Below are 16,390 nucleotides of genomic sequence, written 5' to 3'. Positions count from 1 at the left end.
ATGCTCCGCGGACACGGTGATCGCTTCCTGGAGAGCCTGGTTCGCCACGACCCCGGCTTTGCCCGGTGGAACAGCTCCTTCCGGGTGACGGAGAACGCCGTCGAAATCAAGCCGGGCGAAGGGCTCTGGGAAGCCGCCGGCGACTTCCTCGGCTTGCAGACGTTCGTCGACGTCGAACAGGGGCAGCTCGCGACGACGGGGGTCGCGGTCTGCGCCGGGCAGCGCCGCCCGTTCGCGCTCCGGCTCAAGGTGGTGGACGACGCGGTGAGCGAAGCGGAGTTGCTCGTCAGCACCGACACGGCCGGGCACTTCGCCGACGTCGACCGGCTGCTGGCTCCCGACGTGCTCTACGACGCGCCGGTGCCACCCGAACGCGCCTGCGCGAGGGACGCACTCGCGGCGGTGGCCGGCGGCTACTGGACAGCCCTGAGTGAGAGCGACGGCAGCCTGGCGCGGATCGGCTACCGCTGCGACCGCTACGACAACGGCAAGAAGGTGACGAACACGCTCACGACGCTGCTGTCACCCGACGCGACGGTGCACACCGTCGCCAGCTGCCTCAACCAGACCCGAGGGGCCAGGCCGACGGTCCGCGGAGGTCACTTCCCCGTTCTCGATCCGGCCCGTGGCGTCGCCGTCAGCACGGTCATGGTCGATTTCCACCCGGTTCCGGACAGTCCGAGACCCGACAACGGGACGTTCTACATGGTGGCGGTCTTCAAAGTGGTCGACAACGAGATCCGCAGCATCGACGAGATCCGGGAGATCCTGCCGCTCGGAACGCCGCAGGCATGGTGACGAAGGAGAGGCCCATGGCAGTCAGTCCGAACGCGTCGCGCGAACTGCGCGACGCCTACGGCCACACCGCGTCCGGGGTGGTGGCGGTCTGCGGGCTCGTGGACGGCGAGCCGGTCGGGATGGTGGCGAGTTCATTCGTCCCGGTCTCCCTCGACCCGCCTTTGGTCTCGTTCTGCGCCATGCGCACTTCGCGCACGTGGAGTGTGCTGCGCGCGGCACCGGGCCTCGGCGTCAGCGTGCTGGGGGAGCACCACGGCGACCTGTGCCGCCAGCTGTCCGCTCCGGCGGGGGACCGCTTCGCGGGCATCCGATGGGAGGCAGGGGAGTCCGGTGCGGTCTTCCTGCACGAGACGGCGCTGTGGCTCGGCTGCTCGCTCGACGCCGAGGTGGATGCAGGCGACCACGTGATTGCCCTGCTGCGCCTCCGGCAGGTGACTCTGTTCCCCCGGATCCGGCCGCTGGTTTTCCACCGCGGGCGTTTCGGAAGGTTGGCGCCTGTGTAAGCGCTCTGATGCGTCCCGGGTTTCGGGGAGGCCCCTGATGCCAGGGATGATCTAGTGGTCGAAGGGAGCCAGGGAACTGATGGCCCATGTCCGTGAACTGGGGGGAGAGAGACTGGGTTGCGCCGATCATTCAAGCGACTACGACCTCGGCCCTGCTGCAGACCTGCGACTGGCTCAGTCTGAGGCTCGCCGGGGTGGGACCGGCCGAGTCCCGCGAAGTGCCCGCCCATCAGGTCGAACGGGTTCAGACGCCGAGATGGCCGAGGGCGTCTTCGGCCACGCGCGCGACGAATGCGGCGTCGAGCGGCTCGCGGGAGAACCAGCGACGGTAGAACAGCGGGCCGGCGACGGCGGCGGTGACGTCGGCCGGCCCACGATCCGCGGCGAGCTCGCCGCGGGCTCGCGCGCGTTCGGTCACCACACCGAACGGAGCCATCAACCGGGCGTGCAGATCCGCGTGGAGCCCGGCCAGCTCGGGCTCGCGCTCGGCGGCGTCCACGATGGAGGGCAAGACCGCCGCCCAGCGGGCGCTCCGCAGCTGCTCGGCCAGCGCCTCGGCCAAGGCGACGAGATCGCTGCCGAAGCTGCCCGTGTCGGGGACCGGAGGCGCCGACCCGATCGTCGAGCACGCCTCGATCAGCAGCGCGGCCCGTGACGGCCAGTGGCGGTAGATCGTGGTCTTGGAGACGCCCGAGCGTCGCGCGACCTCGTCGATGCTGACACCACCGATGCCGCCCGCCGAGAGCAACTCGTACGTCTGGGCGAGCACCGCCGCCTTGGACCGCTGCACTCGAACGTCGACGAAGTCCCCCGATCGGGCCACGTGGTGATCTCCGTTCCTTTTCCGCCGCGAAACAGTACGGTACTGTACCGTACTGTTTCATGGAGCCGGACGATCCGGCTCGCCGGGAGCAGCCAGGAGAACGCCATGAAGCTCGCCTCAGTACGCCTCGTCACCGACGACCTGCCCACCCTGACCGCGTTCTACTCCACGCTCACCAACACCGAGCCGGTGACCCCCTACGGGCCCGGCGACTACGCCGAACTGCACACCGAAGGCAGCATCATCGCGCTGGCCGGCAGCGCGGCGGTCAAGCGTTTCAACAACTACGCCGCCGTGGCCGCCGCCAACCGATCCGCCATCATCGAGTTCGAGGTCGACGACGTCGACGCCGAACGCGCCCGCCTCGGCGACCAGGTCACCGACTGGGTCCAAGAACCCACCAACCAGCCATGGGGAAACCGGTCGATGCTCCTGCGCGACCCCGACGGCAACCTCATCAACCTCTACTCCACCGGACACTGAACGGCACCGCCAGAGGAAATCAGCGGCAACACCGGCTTCATCGCAGGCGCCACCTCCGGCATCGGGCTCGGCCTCGCCCCACGGCTCCGAGGTGACACCGTCATCATCGGCGGCTGCCGCGCAGACCGGCTCGCCGAGCTTTGCGCCGAACACCCGGGCCTCAACGGCCTCGTCGCCGTGGTCGGCATCGTGTAGCCCGAGAACCTGCTCGCCCCGCATTCCTGGCCACCGCCGAAAGCACAGTGACCACCGATCTGCCCGGACCGCTGCAGGACGGCGTGGCCCGGTACCGGCCGGCGAGCAGGGCCGTCGTCCGGTGGGTGCTCCGACGCGTCCTCGCCGAGCAGTGGCTCCAGCCCGGGTCGGCGGCGGGCTCACCGCGGCGAGGCACTCGGCGAGGACGAGCTGCGACGGCGCGCGCACCCGCGACGGCCCCCGGTCAGCCGGCGGATCGCGGGCACCAGCACGCCGTCGGTGATCCCGGCCCGCGGCCGGCACGCTGACGTAGAGGCCCGCGACCGCGTGCAGCAGCACCCACAGGAGTCCGTCCACAGTGGTGTCCCGGCACCGCGGGCCGGACACCCGCCGCACCAGGTCCTCGATCCGTCCGTCGCGGTCGACGTCCATGACGCTCATCCGGAGGCTGTCGGACGGAACGGGCGAGGCCGCCGGCGCGATCGTCCGCCGGCTGCCGGGCGGTGAGGTGCCGGCCCGTCAGAGCCCGGGCGATCGCCGGCCCGGTCGTCCCGCCGTCGAGCACCACCGTCTGGCCGTCCCGGAGTTCGGCGGCGATGCCTTCGGCGATAGGCGTTCGTGCCGCGCCGCCGTGTTCACCGGATCAGGGGGCCTTGATGAACGCGGCGGCACGTTCGCCGATCATGATCGCCGGCGCGTTGGTGTTACCCGTCACGAGCGTCGGCATGATCGACGTGTCGGCGACGCGCACGTTGTCCAAGCCGTGCACGCGCAGCTCGGCGTCCACCACCTTGCCCATCATGCAGGTGCCGGACGGGTGGTAGAACGAGAACGACTGCGTGCGGATGTAGTCGTCGATGTCCTGGTCGAGGTCCGTCAGCGGGGCGAGCCCGGCCGCGGCGGCTTCGGCGAGGCCGCCGTCCAGGAGGTCGGTGAAACCGCGTTGCCGCGCGATCCGCAGGCAAAGGCGCACGCCCTCGCGCAGCCGGTCGCGGTCGCCCTGGTCGGCCAGGTAGTTGTGGAAGATGCGTGGCTTCGCGTAGGGGTGCGAGTGCCGCAGCCGCACGGAGCCGCGGCTTTCCGGGCGGGCGACGTACGGGCCGAACGACATGCCGGGCTCGAGCGGTGCGGCGAGTCCCTGGTCCCGCACGATGCCGAGCGCGGCGTGCAGCTGGATGTCCGGGGCGGGCTGGTCGTCGCCGGAATACAGGAAGCCGCCGACCTCGGTCCACGCCATCGGGCTGGTGCCGGTGGACCGGAGCTGGTCCTCCTCGGCGGTCGTGTCGGGGCCGAGCACCGGGGGCGTGCTGCTGACGAAGCTGATGAAGCACCCCGTGTGGTCCTGCATGTTGCGGCCGACGTCGGGCAGGTCGTGGAGCGGGCGCACGCCGGCCGCGGCCAGCTCGTCGGCCGGGCCGACGCCCGACTGCAGCAGCAGGTGCGGCGAGTTGTAGGCGCCCAGGGAGAGGACGATCTCGCGGTCGACGCCGATCGTCCGGACGGTCCCGAGGTGGTCCACCTCGACGCCGGTCGCCCGGCCGCCTTCGAACTTCAGGCGTAAGGCCAAAGTGGACGGCAGGACGGTCAGGTTGGCGCGCTCGGCGGCGGGCTCGAGGAAGGCGACCGCGCTGCTGCACCGCAGTCCCCGGCGCTGGGTGACCTGGTAGTAGCCGACGCCTTCCTGGTCGGCGCCGTTGAAGTCCGGGTTCGCCCGGTGGCCCGCGCGCTCGGCCGCCTCGACCCAGTTCCTCAGCAGGGGGTGGACGGCGACCGGGTCGCTGACGGTCAGGGGCCCGCCGACGGCGTGGTAGTCGTCGGCGCCGCGCTGGTTGTCCTCCGACTTCTTGAAGAACGGGAGGACGTCGTCGTAGGACCAGCCCTTGTTGCCCAGCCGCTCCCACGTGTCGTAGTCGTAGCGGTGCCCGCGCACGTACAGCATCGTGTTCATCGAGCTGGTCCCGCCGATCGCGCGGCCGCGCGGCAGGTAGGCGCGCCGGCCGCCGAGCCGGGGCTCCGGCTCGGTTTCGAAGTCCCAGTCGAAGACCGTCTTCAGCTGCTGGGAGAACAGGGCCGGGATCTCGAACAGGCGGCCGTTCGCCGCGGGGCCCGCTTCGATCAGGGCCACCCGCACGCCGGGGTCCTCGGACAGCCGTGCGGCCACGGCGCAGCCGGCGGATCCGGCTCCGACCACCACGTAGTCGTAGTTCTCGGCTCGTGTCATGGCTCCGACGCTAGCCAGACCGGAGACGGCAAACCATACACACAATGGGCAGCTGAACCATCGAGCGTTACGCAGGTTGTGCATGGCCGAGGCTCCACGCTCGTCTTAACCTCGCGAGCATGACCGACCTCAACGTCCCCGACGGACTGACCGCAGACGTCCTCGAGACGGCCACCGGAGTGGACGAAATCGACACCGACGTCCTGATCATCGGGTCCGGGATGGGGGGCTCGACGCTCGCGTGGGCACTGCGCGACTCGGGTGCGCGCGTCCTGGTCGTCGAGCGGGGCCGGTTCCTGCCCCGGGAACCGGAGAACTCGCAGCCGGAGCACATGTACCTGAAGGGCCGCTACAAGAACGCCGGCCAGTGGTACGACGGCGCCACCGGCAAGCCGTTCGCGCCCGGCGTCTACTACTGGGTGGGCGGCAACACCCGCTTCTACGGCGCGATGCTGCCCCGGTTCCGGCGCAGCGACTTCACCGAGGTGCAGCACCGCGAAGGGCGCTCGCGCGCGTGGCCGTTCGGCTACGACGACCTCGAACCGCACTACGGGACGATGGAACGGCTGCTGCAGGTGCACGGCCAGACCACCGAGGACCCCACCGAACCGCCGCACTCGACGCCGTACCCCCACCCGCCGCTGCCGCACGAGCCGACCATCGAACGGTTCGCCGGTGCCCTCCGCCGTCAGGGGCTGCACCCGCACCACACGCCGAACGCGCTGAACGTGGTCACCCAGGCCGACCGCGCGGCCGTGTGCACGGCGGACGGCTGCCCCGACGACACGGGGATGAAGTCGGACGCGGAGAACCGGATCCTCGTCCCGGCGCTCCAGGCCGGGGCCAAGCTGATGATCGAGGCGGTGGTCACCCGCCTGATCACCGCGCCGGACGGCCGGACGGTGGTCGCCGCGGAGGCGAGCCACGGCGACCGGACCATCCGGATCACCGCCCGGCAGTTCGTCGTCGCGGCGGGCGCGGTCAACTCGGCGGCACTGCTGCTGCGTTCGGCGAACGACCAGCACCCGGAGGGGCTGGGCAACTCCTCGGGCCTGCTCGGCCGCAACTACATGGTCCACAACAGCACGTTCTTCGTGGGCGTGAATCCTTTTCGGACCAATCCGACGAAGTGGCAGAAGACCCTGGGTGTCAACGACTTCTACGAAGAGACGCTGGGCAACCTGCAGATGCTCGGCAAGCTCCAGGCACCCATGCTCAAGCCCGCCCGCGCATGGGCGCCGATGTGGGCGTTGAAGTTCATGGCCACCCGGAGCATCGACATCTACCTGACGAGCGAAGACCTGCCGTCCCGCGACAACCGGGTCCGGGTCGACGGCGACCGCACGATCATCGACTGGACGCCGAACAACGTCAGCGCCCACCACGAACTGGTGAAACGCGTGACGAAGATCGTCCGGAAGGCCGGTTATCCGCTGATCTTCACCCAGCGGATGGGGATCGAGACCAACTCGCACATGTGCGGCACCGCCGTGGCCGGGACCGATCCCGCGGAGAGCGTGCTCGATCCCTTCTGCCGCAGCCACGACGTCGAGAACCTGTGGCTCGCGGACGCGTCGTTCTTCCCCTCGTCGGCGGCGCTCAACCCGGCGTTGACCATCGGGGCCAACGCGCTGCGCATCGCGCCCGCCATCGCCGCCGCGGTGTCGTGACCTACCAGGGCACGGTCCCGGCGTCGTCGAACAGGCCGCCGGTCGGGCCGTCGTCCGGCAGCGTGGCCAGCCGGAGGGCGATCCCGGCGCCGTCCGCGGGCGTGCTCGTCCCGTGGAAGCCGTTGAGGTCGGTGGCGACGTAACCGGGGCAGGCGCCGTTGACTTTGACGGCGGTGCCGGCCAGTTCCTTGGCGTACTGGATGGTGACGGCGTTCAGGAACGTCTTCGACGGTGCGTAGGCCCCGCTGGTCCCGCCGAGGTCGGCGCCGGGCGTGCTCTGCAGGGTCAGCGAGGCGACGTGGCTGGACTGGTTGACGATCCGCGGGTGCGCGGAGCGGCGCAGCAGCGGCAGCATCGCGTTGGTGACCCGGACGACGCCGATCACGTTGGTCTCCACGACGGCCCGCAGGCTCTCCGGCGTGACCGCCGAGGGTGTCTCCGGCCAGGCCCCGGCGATACCCGCGTTGTTGACCAGCGCGTCGAGCCGGCCCGCCCGGTCCTCGAGCAGTGCGGCGGCGGCCGTGACGCTCGCGTCGTCGGTCACGTCGAGCGGCACCCCGAACGCGTCGACGCCGGCCGCCCGCAGCTTGGCCACGGCGTCCGCACGGCGTTGTTCGTCCCGGGCACCGATTCCGACGCTCCAGCCCCGCGCGCCGAGCCCGGCCGCGATCGCGTACCCGATTCCCTTGTTCGCGCCGGTGACCAGCGCGATCGACTGTTCGCTCATGGGTTGATCGTGGCGCGGAACCGGCCGCGGACCAACACCGCTCGGGTCAGGCATCGATACCCGCACGACATGAATCGGCGGGTAGCCTGACCGGGTGGAGACACGGGAGCTGCGGTACTTCGCCGCCGTCGCCGAGGAGCTGCACTTCGGCCGGGCCGCCGAGCGGCTGGGGATCGCCCAGCCGCCGCTGTCGCGGACGATCGCCCGGCTCGAGCGGCGGCTCGGCGTCACGTTGCTGGAGCGCACCAGCCGCAAGGTCTCGCTCACCGAAGCCGGCGCGGTGCTGCTGACCGAAGGCCGGGCGATCCTCGGGGCGCTGGCCACGGCCGAGCGGCTCACCCGGCGGGCCGCCGTCGACCGGCCGTCGCTGGTCCTGGCCGCGAAGGCCGGTGCCGCCCGCGAGCTGCTGACGAAGCTGCTCGACGCGTACGCCGCCGAGCCGGGCGCGGTCGCGGTCGACCTGCTGCTGTGCGAAGCCCAGCCCCAGCAGACGCTGCACGACGGCCGGGCCGACGTGGCCCTGCTGCACCTGCCCTTCGACTCGGCGGCCGGGCTCGACACCGAAGTCCTGCACACCGAGGGCCAGGTCGCGATCGTGCCCCGCTCGCCGTCCGGACCGGAGTCCGGCTGGCGGAGGTCGGCGCCCTGCCGGACCTCCCGCCGGCTCGCTGGCCCGGGCCCGGCGGCCGCTCCCCCGAGGGCCCCGGCGCGGAAGTCCGCAACCTGACCCAGCTCTTCCAGCTGATCGCGCTCGGCCGCACCACCGTGGTGCTGCCCGAATCCAGCCGCGCGGACCTGCCGGAAGGCCTGGCCGCCGTGCCGGTCACCGACGCCCACGTCGTGACGACGGTCATCGCCTGGCCGCCGCACAGCCGCTCCCGGGCGCTCGCCGATCTGGTCCGCGTGGCCACCCGCGGCTGAGCGCCCGGTTCGCGACGTCAGAGGTGCTGCTCGGTCGCCCGGGTCCGGTGGTACTCGTCCTGGCGCTCGTCGGTGACGTAGGCCGGGATCGGGAAGTCCCACCAGCCGGGCACCCACGGGCCGGCCGCGTCCCGGTCGGTCGGCACCTCCACCAGCGCCGGCTCGCCCGACTGGACGGCCTTGCGCAGGATCGGCTCCAGCGACTCGGCGTCCGGCACCTTCCACGACTCGATCCCGAACGAGGCACCCAGCGCGGCGAAGTCCGGGCTGTACGGTGTCCCGTCCGGACGCGAGAACTCCGTGCCGATGTGGCGGGACGTCTGCTTGCGCTGCCCGCCCCGGATGGACATGTAGCCCGCGTTGTTCTGCACCACGAACACCACCGGCGCCCCGGTCGTGACGCTCAGCGCGATCTCCTGCGCCGTCATCAGGAAGTCGCCGTCGCCCAGGACACAGGCGACCGTGCGGTCGGGTGCGCCCAGCTTCGCGCCGACGGCGGCGGGGATCGCCCACCCCATCGACGAGAAGCCCCCGGACGTCAGGTGCGTGCGGGGCTCGTACACCGGGAACGTCTGTTTGACGGCGCCCTGGGTGTTGCCCGATCCGGCGACGATGATCGCGTCGCGGGGGAGTGCGGCGCGCAATGCCCCCAGCGGGCGCTGGGAGGTGAACGGGTAGCGGTCGCTGTCGCGGCGGGAGGCGAGTTTCTCTTCCCAGTCCTGCTTCAGCTGAGCCAGCTCGGCCAGGTACTCCGAACGGTCCGCGGCCGCGCGGGGCAGGGAGTCCACGATCGCGCCCACCGCGCGCTGCGCGTCCGCGACGATGCCCACCTCGGCGGGGTAGTTCTTGCCGATCTCGTGCGGGTCGATGTCGATGTGGATCAGCTTGGCAGGCGGGATGGAGAAGCTGATCCCCTTGGCGTAGCTGGAGGCGGACCAGTCGGTGAACCGGCACCCGACCGACACGACGACGTCCGCCGAGCTCGCGATCGCGTTGCCGACCAGCGTGCCGGTCTGCCCGACGCTGCCCGCGAACAGCTCGTGGTCCTCCGGGAACGCGCTCTTGCCGTTCCAGGTCGTCACGACCGGGATCGACCAGCGCTCGGCCAGCGCCTTGACCTGGTCGCCCGCCTCCGACGTGATCGCGCCGCCACCCACGACGATGACCGGCCGCCGGGCGCCGCGCAGCACCTCGACCGCGCGGTCGATGGCGAGCGGGTCCGGGTGCTGGCGGCCGACCGGGATCCGCCGCTCGAGGTCGTGCAGCTGGACGTCGGCGGCCTCGGCCTGGACGTCCATCGGGACCTCGAGGTGCACCGGGCCGGGCCGCCCGGTGAGCATCGAGTTGAAACACCGGTGCAGGACGAACGGCAGCTCCTCGACCCGGGTCACCACCCAGTGCCGCTTGCTCACGGCCTCGGCGACCTTGGGGAAGTCGTTGGCCGTGTAGCGGTCGAGCTCCTGGAGCAGGCCGTGGCCGCGCATGTGCGTCGGGGGCCCGCCGGTGATGACCAGCACGCTCGTCGAGTCGGTGAACGCGGTGCCCATGCCGATCACCGTGTTGCTGGCGCCGGCGCCGATCGAGGTGACCGCGGCGATCGGGCGGCCGGTGGCGCGGTAGTAGCCGTCCGCGAGGTGGACCGCGCTCTGCTCGTGGAACGTCTGGACGAACGGGATCTTCGACTCGTCGTCCAGGAAGGCGTCGGTCAGGGACCAGATGCCGTGACCGGGGATGCCGGCCACGTAGCCGACGCCGTAGTTGTGCAGGGTCCGCGCGACGATCTGGCCGCCGGTGAGGACAGGCATGTGACTCTCCGTTCTGTGTTCAGTGGCTGCGGCGCGCGGCCCAGGCGAAACCCTGCTTGCACAGCCGGGTCACGTCCGGGTTCTGCAGGTCGTCCAGGTCGTGGCCGACGGCGCTGTAGAAGACCCGCCCCCGGCCCCAGTTGCGGGTCCAGGCCTGGGGGATCGTCCGGCCGTCGAGCCAGGACAGGTGTTCGCCGGTGAACGTGCTCTCCGCCAGCACGTGGTTGTTCGGGTCGACCGACATGTAGTACTGCTCCGACGCCACGGCGAAGTCCTGCACCCCCGCGGTGACCTCGTGCGTGTGGTCCACAATGGACACGCGGTAGGGGTACTTCACGCCCTCGCCCGCCGGGTGCTCCAGGAAGCTCCCGCCCAGCAGCAGGTGGTATTTCAGGCTCAGCCGGAAGGCCGCCGCCGCGCCGTGCCAGGCGGCGATCCCGGTGCCCGCCTCGACCGCGCCGAGCAGGCTGTCCTCCTGCGCCGCCGAAAGGCCTTCGGACAGCAGCGCGTTGTTCCAGTTGAGCGCGATCAGGTCGTAGCCGGCGAGGTCGGCGTCGAGCGCGAAGACGTCGTTGGTCTCCGTGACCTCGAAACCGAGCTCGCCGAACAGCGGCAGGGCCCACTTGTCGGCGATGTCGTAGGGCTTGTGCCCCGGCCATCCGCCGTAGAGATACAGCACGCGGGTCACGCGGTCCTCCTTTCTGCCTCGGCGACCGAGGCGGCACGGTCCCGCAGCCGGGCGGCGATCTCGATCGCGTCGCCTTCCGGTGCGGTGGATTTCCGGTCGGGCTTGGCGGCCAGCAGGTAGACCAGCCCCACCGCCGAGACGATCAGGAAGCCGATCAACGCGATCCAGCGGTCCACGAAGGAGGTGCTCGCGTCGCCGGTGGGCGCGGCCAGCAGGATCATCGCGAGCACGCCGTAGACCAGTGCCGCGACGTTGACGACCAGGCCGTACCGGCCCAGCGTCCAGGCCCCGGCGGGCCGCCAGCCCTTCAGCCGCATCCGCAGCGCGGCGAGCACCACCATCTGGAACGCGAGGTAGCCGGCCAGCACCTGGAACGCCACGATCCGCACGAGCGAGTCCGGGGAGAAGTAGACGAACACGAAGATCAGCACCGGCAGGACGTTCACCGCGAGCAGCGCGTTCATCGGCACCCGGTGCCGGGCCGTCACCTTCGAGAAGATCCGCGCGCCCGGGAACATGTCGTCGCGGGCGAAGGAGAACACGATCCGGCTCGCCGCCGCCTGCTGGCTCAGCACGCCGGCGATGAACGACGTGAGCGCGACGATCAGGACGAGCTTGGTGCCGACGAGGCCGATCGAGCTCTGCAGGATCGCCGGGATCGGGTTGGTGTCCTGCCCCGAAAGGATCGAGCCGAGGTCCGGCGCGGCGAGCGCGTATCCGGCGAACGCGAACAGCGCGGCCACCCCGCCGACGACGACGGTCAGCTGCATGGCCCGTGGGATGCTGCGGGCCGGGTTCGGCACCTCCTCGGCGACCTCGCCGCAGGCCTCGAACCCGTAGAAGAGGAAGAGCCCGACGAGCGACGCGGCCAGGAACGCGCCGAGGTAGCTTCCCGGGTGGTTGACGCCCGAGGTCGAGAAGAAGATCGAAATCGAGTTGTGGCGCTGGAAGATCAGCAGGTAGAGACCGACCAGCACGATCCCGATGAGCTCCGCGGCGAGCCCGATCTTGGAGATGACCGCGAGCGTGCGGGTGCCGAAGCTGTTGCACAGCAAGCAGACCGCGGTCACCGCGATCGCGATGACCAGCCGCTGCCCGGGCGTCGAGGTCACGCCCGGCTCGGCCGAGGTGCCGCCGAAGAGGCTGGCCACGAAGTCCGAGCTGAACAACGCCGTGCTGGTGATCCCGATCGTGATGCAGGCGATGTAGATCCACGCGGTGAACCACGCGTAGCGCCCGTTCCACAGCCGGCGTGACCACTGGTAGAGCCCGCCGGCCAGTGGGAACTGGGACACGACCTCGCCGAACACCAGCGCGACGAGCAGCTGGCCGAGCCCGACGATGACGATCCAGAAGATCGACGGCCCCCCGGCCGTCGAAAGGCCCACGGCGAACAGCGACACCACGCCGACCAGCGGCGAGAGGTAGACGAAGCCGAGCGCGAAGTTCGCCCACAGGCTCACTTTGCGGTCGAAGCGCTGCTGGTAGCCGAGCGCGGCGAGGAGTTCGGCGTCCTCACGGGACGAAACGGGTGCGGTGCCGTCGGGAGATGCGGGTGCGGTGCGGGAAACCGCGGGGTTGTCGGTTGTCATGGCGACCTCCGGGGGCCGAAGTGATGATGCTCCTGGTGCAGTCGCGCGTCACCGTGGTCGACCGGCTCGGCGCGGAAGATCCCCCGCTCGCGCCGGTCAGGCGCGCCCGAAAGTGTGATCGGTCCACTCGAGCGGAGCCGAACCGAAGCGTGCGCTGCGAATGTCGCCCGAGCGCGCGTGTCCTTCGAAGTTCTCCAGCCGGGACGCGCGGCCGCAGATCTCGCCGAGCTCCGCGCTGGACGTGGCGTCCTGGATCTCCTGGTACGTCACGGTCTTCAGGTACTTGCCCACCCACAGCCCGCCGGTGTAGCGGGCCGCGCCCAGCGTCGGCAGCACGTGGTTGGTGCCGATCACCTTGTCCCCGTAGGCGACGCACGTCTTGTCGCCGAGGAACAGCGCGCCGTAGTTGCGCATCTTCCGCAGCGCGGCGCGGGGTTCGGCGGTGAGAATCTGGACGTGCTCGCTGGCGTACTCGTCGGCGAGCGCGTAGGCGGCGTCGAGGTTTTCGACGACGAGCACTTCGCCCTTGTCCCGCCACGCGCGGCCGGCGACGTCGCCGGTGGGCAGGCCGGGCAGCAGCTCTTCGATGTAGGCGATCGTGCGCGCCGCCACCTCCTCCGACGTGGTGATGAGAACGGCGGGGGAGTCCGGTCCGTGTTCGGCCTGCGACAGCAGGTCGGTCGCGACGACGAACGGGTCCGCGGTCTCGTCCGCGACGATCAGCACCTCGGTCGGGCCGGCGAACAGGTCGATGCCGACTTCGCCGAACAGCTGGCGCTTGGCCTCGGCCACGTAGGCGTTGCCCGGTCCGGCCAGCATGTCGACGGGGGCGATCGTCTCGGTGCCGAGCGCGAGCGCGGCCACGGCCTGCACGCCGCCGAGGACGTAGATCTCGTCCGCGCCGGCCAGGTGCATGGCCGCGATGCTGATCGGCGGCGGCGTTCCGCGGTCCGGCGGCGTCGTGGCGGCGACCCGGTCGACGCCGGCGACCTTGGCGGTCACCACTGTCATGTGCGCGGACGCCGTGAGCGGGTACCGGCCACCCGGGACGTAGGCACCGGCCGCGCCGACCGGGATGTTCCGCTGGCCCAAGTAGACGCCGGGCAGCGTCTCCACTTCGAAGTCGGCGAGGGACTCCCGCTGGGCCTGGGCGAACCCGCGCACCTGCCGCTGGACGAACCGCAGGTCGTCGAGGACGGTTTCGGGCACGGAGGCGACCACCGCGGCGATGTCGTCCGGCCCGAGCCGGTAGGAGTCCGGGGTCCACGAATCGAACTTCTCCGACCAGCGCCGGACGGCGGCGTCGCCGTTCCGGCGGACGTCGGCGATGATTTCGGAGACGGTGTCGGCGATCTCGGGCCGACTGGTCCGCGACGCCGTCTCCGCGACGGGCTTCTTCACGAGCTTGGCCGCTGTGGACACTGCACACTCCCTTACCGAACCGGTGACCCCTGGTGGCTTGAGGAAGAAGTCTGCGCATCGGCGGACCGGCCCGGCAGACACAATCCGTGTAATAGTGAGCCGATACGTTTCACACACTGGAGTCCACATGGCCGAGGTGCTCACTGTCCGCGACGCCCTGCAACTCGAGGTGTTCCAGCGGACCACGGTCCACGTGTTCGCCGGCGAAGACGGCCTCGACCAGCCGGTGCGCTGGGTGCACACCGGCGAAATCCCCGACATCCACCGGTTCCTGTCCGGGCAGGAGATGCTGCTGACCGCCGGGCTCGGGATGGGCCACACCGAGGCCGAGCAGCGCGCGTTCATCCGCCGCCTCGCCGACGCCCGCGCGGCCGTCCTCGTGGTCGAGCTGGCGGGCCGGATGTTCGGCTCGATGCCGCAGGCTGTCGTCGACGAGGCCCGCGCGGTCGGCCTGCCACTGGTCGGGCTCGCCGACGAGATCCCGTTCGTGGAGGCTTCCGCGCAGGTCCACGAGGTCCTGGTGGAGACGCGGGTCAGCCGGCTGATCGCCGAGGAGGCCACCGGCCAGGCGTTCATGGACCTGCTGCTGGCCGACGAGGACTACGTCGGCATGGTGCGCGAACTGGCCAGGCGCACCGGGCACGCGGTGGTGCTCGAGGACGTGGCGCACCGGATGCTCGCCTACAGTGGCTCGACACCGGCCGCGGACGACCTGGTCGCCGGGTGGGACACGCATTCGCGGGCGATCCACGAGCGTCACCACCCGATCCTGACCGGGGAATCCTCCCGCCCCCAGGCCCGGGCGGGCTCGTTCAGCCAGGTCGTGGCGTGCGCCCGGACGGCGGTGATCCTGCGCGGGGAGTCGTGGGGCTGGCTGCACCTGCTGCACGGCGGCGCGCAACCGAGCTCCGCCGACCTCCGGGCCATGGAACGCGCGGCCGCCGCGATCGCGATCACCCTCCTCAGCGAACGCGAGAGCGGGGCCCGCGCGGCCCAGCGTCAGGGCGCGCTCCTGAACCGGCTGCTGCTCGGGGACATTTCGGGCGAGAAGTTCGTCAGCCGCGGGCTCGCCCTCGGGCAGGACCTGCGCGACCGTGAGCTGATCGTCGTGGTCACGGCCCGGGAGGCGGGCGGGGAACCCTTCGGCGACCAGGACCTCGCCCGGCTGCTGCGCGAGGGGCGGTGGCCGGCGGTCGTCGGCGACATCGGGGACTTCGACCTCGCGGTGGTAGGTCTCGAGGAAGGTGCCGCCGCGTTGCTGGACGCGTTGACCCGCCACGGCGTCCGGGGCGGGGTCAGCCGGGTGGTCGCGCCGGCGGCGTTGCCCCAGGCCGTCCGGCAAGGCCGCAGTGCCGCGTCGGTCGCCGCGTCCGCGCCGGGGTGCGAGCTGCTGCGCTTCGACGACCTCGGCGCCCTGCGCCTGCTGGTCGCCCTGTCCGAAGGCCCCGAGCTCACCCGCTACGTCGAGGACGAACTGGGTGCCCTGCTCGAGCACGACGCCCACACGAGCAATCCGCTCCTGCCGACCCTGCGGACCTTCCTCACCTGCGGCGGCAACAAGGCGCGCGCCGCCGAGGCGCTGTTCGTCCAGCGGCGCACCCTGTACCACCGCCTCGACCGGCTGCGGGAGATCCTCGGGCTCGACCCGGCCGATGTGGACAACCAGCAACGGCTCCAGCTCGCCGTTCGGGGGTACGACCTGCTGCGCCGCCGGACCCCTCGGCACCCTTGACGGGTAACCGTGCCGATCTCACCGGCTACTTCGGCTCAGTGGATGTGTGAGCCTCCGTTGACGTCGTAGGTCGCGCCGGTGATGTAGCTCGACTCCGCACGGCACAGGTACGTGATGAGGTCGGCCACGTCGGCGGTACGGCCGTTGCGGCCGACCGGGATGCCCGCCAGCAAGGCGGCTTTCCGTTCGCCTTCGAGGAGCCCGCCGGTGATGTCGGTGTCGATGAGCCCGGGGGCGACGCTGTTCACCGTGACCCCGTGCGGGCCCAGTTCGCGGGCCAGCGCCCGGGCGAAGCCGAGCTGGGCCGCTTTGGCCGCGGAATAGGCGACTCCGCCGAACACGCCGCCGCCGCGTTCGGCCGAGACGGAGGACAGGAACACGATCCGGCCGAAGCCGCGCTCGGCCATGCCGGGCGCGAGGGCGCGGGTGATGTTGTAGGCGCCGCGGACGTTGACGGCGAAGATGCGGTCCCACTCGGCCGCGTCGACCTCGAGGAACGGAGTGGGGGAGGTGATCCCGGCGTTGTTGACCAGCGCGCCGATCGGGGGTGCGTCGGCGGTGAGGGTCGCCACGGCGGTTCCGACGGAGGTCTCGTCGGTGACGTCGCAGGCGAAGCCGACGGCCTGGACGCCGTGCGTGCCGGCGATTTCGTCGGCTGCCGCCTTGGCGCCGGCTTCGTCGAGGTCGAGGACGGCGATGTTCCAGCCCGCGGCGGCCAGGGCGTGCGAGGTCGCCCGGCCGATCCCGCGCCGGGAAGCGGCGCCGGTGACGACGGCGGTCTTGTCGGTGACAGTCATGAGTTCCTCTCGA

13 protein-coding genes and 1 pseudogene are annotated in these 16,390 nt (G+C 71.1%); 6 read left to right on the top strand and 8 right to left on the bottom strand.

The genetic code is table 11. The features are described from left to right. Positions 1 to 798 (top strand): DUF8021 domain-containing protein, encoded by a 798-nt coding sequence (locus tag BLW76_RS31760; protein ID WP_244170413.1) that lies wholly within the window; start codon positions 1 to 3, stop codon positions 796 to 798. A gap of 14 nt (positions 799 to 812) precedes the next feature. Then, positions 813 to 1,301: a flavin reductase family protein gene (locus BLW76_RS31755; protein WP_167384795.1), complete on the top strand. Its 489-nt coding sequence runs from the start codon at positions 813 to 815 to the stop codon at positions 1,299 to 1,301. Between the two features lie 244 nt (positions 1,302 to 1,545). Here BLW76_RS31755 and BLW76_RS31750 read toward each other — a convergent pair whose 3' ends face one another. After that, on the bottom strand, positions 1,546 to 2,124 hold the full coding sequence (locus tag BLW76_RS31750; protein WP_091314347.1) for a TetR/AcrR family transcriptional regulator: 579 nt from the start codon (positions 2,122 to 2,124) through the stop codon (positions 1,546 to 1,548). A 105-nt stretch (positions 2,125 to 2,229) separates the two neighbouring features. On the opposite strand from BLW76_RS31750, the gene BLW76_RS31745 reads away from it, so the two are divergent. After that, complete coding sequence (locus BLW76_RS31745; protein ID WP_091314345.1) at positions 2,230 to 2,607, top strand: VOC family protein; 378 nt, start codon at positions 2,230 to 2,232, stop codon at positions 2,605 to 2,607. An 838-nt stretch (positions 2,608 to 3,445) separates the two neighbouring features. Here BLW76_RS31745 and BLW76_RS31740 read toward each other — a convergent pair. Then, positions 3,446 to 5,023, bottom strand: a complete 1,578-nt coding sequence (locus BLW76_RS31740; protein ID WP_091314343.1) for a GMC family oxidoreductase — start codon at positions 5,021 to 5,023, stop codon at positions 3,446 to 3,448. A gap of 119 nt (positions 5,024 to 5,142) precedes the next feature. Between BLW76_RS31740 and BLW76_RS31735 the strand changes: the two genes are divergently transcribed. Beyond that, positions 5,143 to 6,693, top strand: coding sequence for a GMC oxidoreductase (locus BLW76_RS31735; protein ID WP_091314341.1), 1,551 nt, complete (start codon positions 5,143 to 5,145; stop codon positions 6,691 to 6,693). Between the two features lies 1 nt (position 6,694). Here the strand turns inward: BLW76_RS31735 and BLW76_RS31730 are convergent, their stop codons facing one another. Then, the gene (locus tag BLW76_RS31730) at positions 6,695 to 7,420 is read right to left on the bottom strand and encodes an SDR family NAD(P)-dependent oxidoreductase (RefSeq protein WP_091314338.1); all 726 of its coding nucleotides are present in this window, start codon (positions 7,418 to 7,420) and stop codon (positions 6,695 to 6,697) included. 94 nt (positions 7,421 to 7,514) lie between these two features. Between BLW76_RS31730 and BLW76_RS50540 the strand changes: the two are divergent. Beyond that, positions 7,515 to 8,341 (top strand): annotated as a pseudogene (locus BLW76_RS50540) (LysR family transcriptional regulator). A gap of 17 nt (positions 8,342 to 8,358) precedes the next feature. Here BLW76_RS50540 and BLW76_RS31720 read toward each other — a convergent pair. The 4 genes from BLW76_RS31720 to hisD form a co-directional block, all read right to left on the bottom strand. Next, positions 8,359 to 10,146 (bottom strand): thiamine pyrophosphate-binding protein, encoded by a 1,788-nt coding sequence (locus tag BLW76_RS31720; RefSeq protein WP_091314336.1) that lies wholly within the window; start codon positions 10,144 to 10,146, stop codon positions 8,359 to 8,361. Between the two features lie 19 nt (positions 10,147 to 10,165). Next, positions 10,166 to 10,834, bottom strand: a complete 669-nt coding sequence (locus tag BLW76_RS31715) for a ThuA domain-containing protein (protein WP_091314334.1) — start codon at positions 10,832 to 10,834, stop codon at positions 10,166 to 10,168. Beyond that, entirely contained in the window at positions 10,831 to 12,426 is a 1,596-nt protein-coding gene (locus BLW76_RS31710; RefSeq protein ID WP_091314331.1) for an APC family permease, read from the bottom strand. The genes BLW76_RS31715 and BLW76_RS31710 overlap by 4 nt, the downstream gene beginning before the upstream one ends. Positions 12,427 to 12,522: 96 nt before the next feature. Then, complete coding sequence (gene hisD / locus BLW76_RS31705) at positions 12,523 to 13,848, bottom strand: histidinol dehydrogenase (protein ID WP_244170411.1); 1,326 nt, start codon at positions 13,846 to 13,848, stop codon at positions 12,523 to 12,525. A 127-nt stretch (positions 13,849 to 13,975) separates the two neighbouring features. Between hisD and BLW76_RS31700 the strand changes: the two genes are divergently transcribed. Next, on the top strand, positions 13,976 to 15,580 hold the full coding sequence (locus BLW76_RS31700) for a PucR family transcriptional regulator (RefSeq protein ID WP_091314327.1): 1,605 nt from the start codon (positions 13,976 to 13,978) through the stop codon (positions 15,578 to 15,580). Between the two features lie 35 nt (positions 15,581 to 15,615). Here BLW76_RS31700 and BLW76_RS31695 read toward each other — a convergent pair whose 3' ends face one another. Further along, the gene (locus tag BLW76_RS31695; protein ID WP_091314325.1) at positions 15,616 to 16,377 is read right to left on the bottom strand and encodes an SDR family NAD(P)-dependent oxidoreductase; all 762 of its coding nucleotides are present in this window, start codon (positions 16,375 to 16,377) and stop codon (positions 15,616 to 15,618) included. Positions 16,378 to 16,390 lie beyond the last annotated feature (13 nt).

The organism is Amycolatopsis tolypomycina, assembly GCF_900105945.1.
GTDB classification, from domain to species: domain Bacteria; phylum Actinomycetota; class Actinomycetes; order Mycobacteriales; family Pseudonocardiaceae; genus Amycolatopsis; species Amycolatopsis tolypomycina.
The sequence above is the reverse complement of the archived record's forward strand: the minus strand, read 5'-3'. Positions and strand labels throughout refer to the sequence as shown.

Coding starts and splice junctions, on each gene's coding strand:
- BLW76_RS31760 (WP_244170413.1), top strand. CDS start 1: ATGCTCCGCGGACACGGTGATCGCTTCCTGGAGAGCCTGGTTCGCCAC.
- BLW76_RS31755 (WP_167384795.1), top strand. CDS start 813: ATGGCAGTCAGTCCGAACGCGTCGCGCGAACTGCGCGACGCCTACGGC.
- BLW76_RS31745 (WP_091314345.1), top strand. CDS start 2,230: ATGAAGCTCGCCTCAGTACGCCTCGTCACCGACGACCTGCCCACCCTG.
- BLW76_RS31740 (WP_091314343.1), bottom strand. CDS start 5,023: ATGACACGAGCCGAGAACTACGACTACGTGGTGGTCGGAGCCGGATCC.
- BLW76_RS31735 (WP_091314341.1), top strand. CDS start 5,143: ATGACCGACCTCAACGTCCCCGACGGACTGACCGCAGACGTCCTCGAG.
- BLW76_RS31730 (WP_091314338.1), bottom strand. CDS start 7,420: ATGAGCGAACAGTCGATCGCGCTGGTCACCGGCGCGAACAAGGGAATC.
- BLW76_RS31720 (WP_091314336.1), bottom strand. CDS start 10,146: ATGCCTGTCCTCACCGGCGGCCAGATCGTCGCGCGGACCCTGCACAAC.
- BLW76_RS31710 (WP_091314331.1), bottom strand. CDS start 12,426: ATGACAACCGACAACCCCGCGGTTTCCCGCACCGCACCCGCATCTCCC.
- BLW76_RS31700 (WP_091314327.1), top strand. CDS start 13,976: ATGGCCGAGGTGCTCACTGTCCGCGACGCCCTGCAACTCGAGGTGTTC.
- BLW76_RS31695 (WP_091314325.1), bottom strand. CDS start 16,377: ATGACTGTCACCGACAAGACCGCCGTCGTCACCGGCGCCGCTTCCCGG.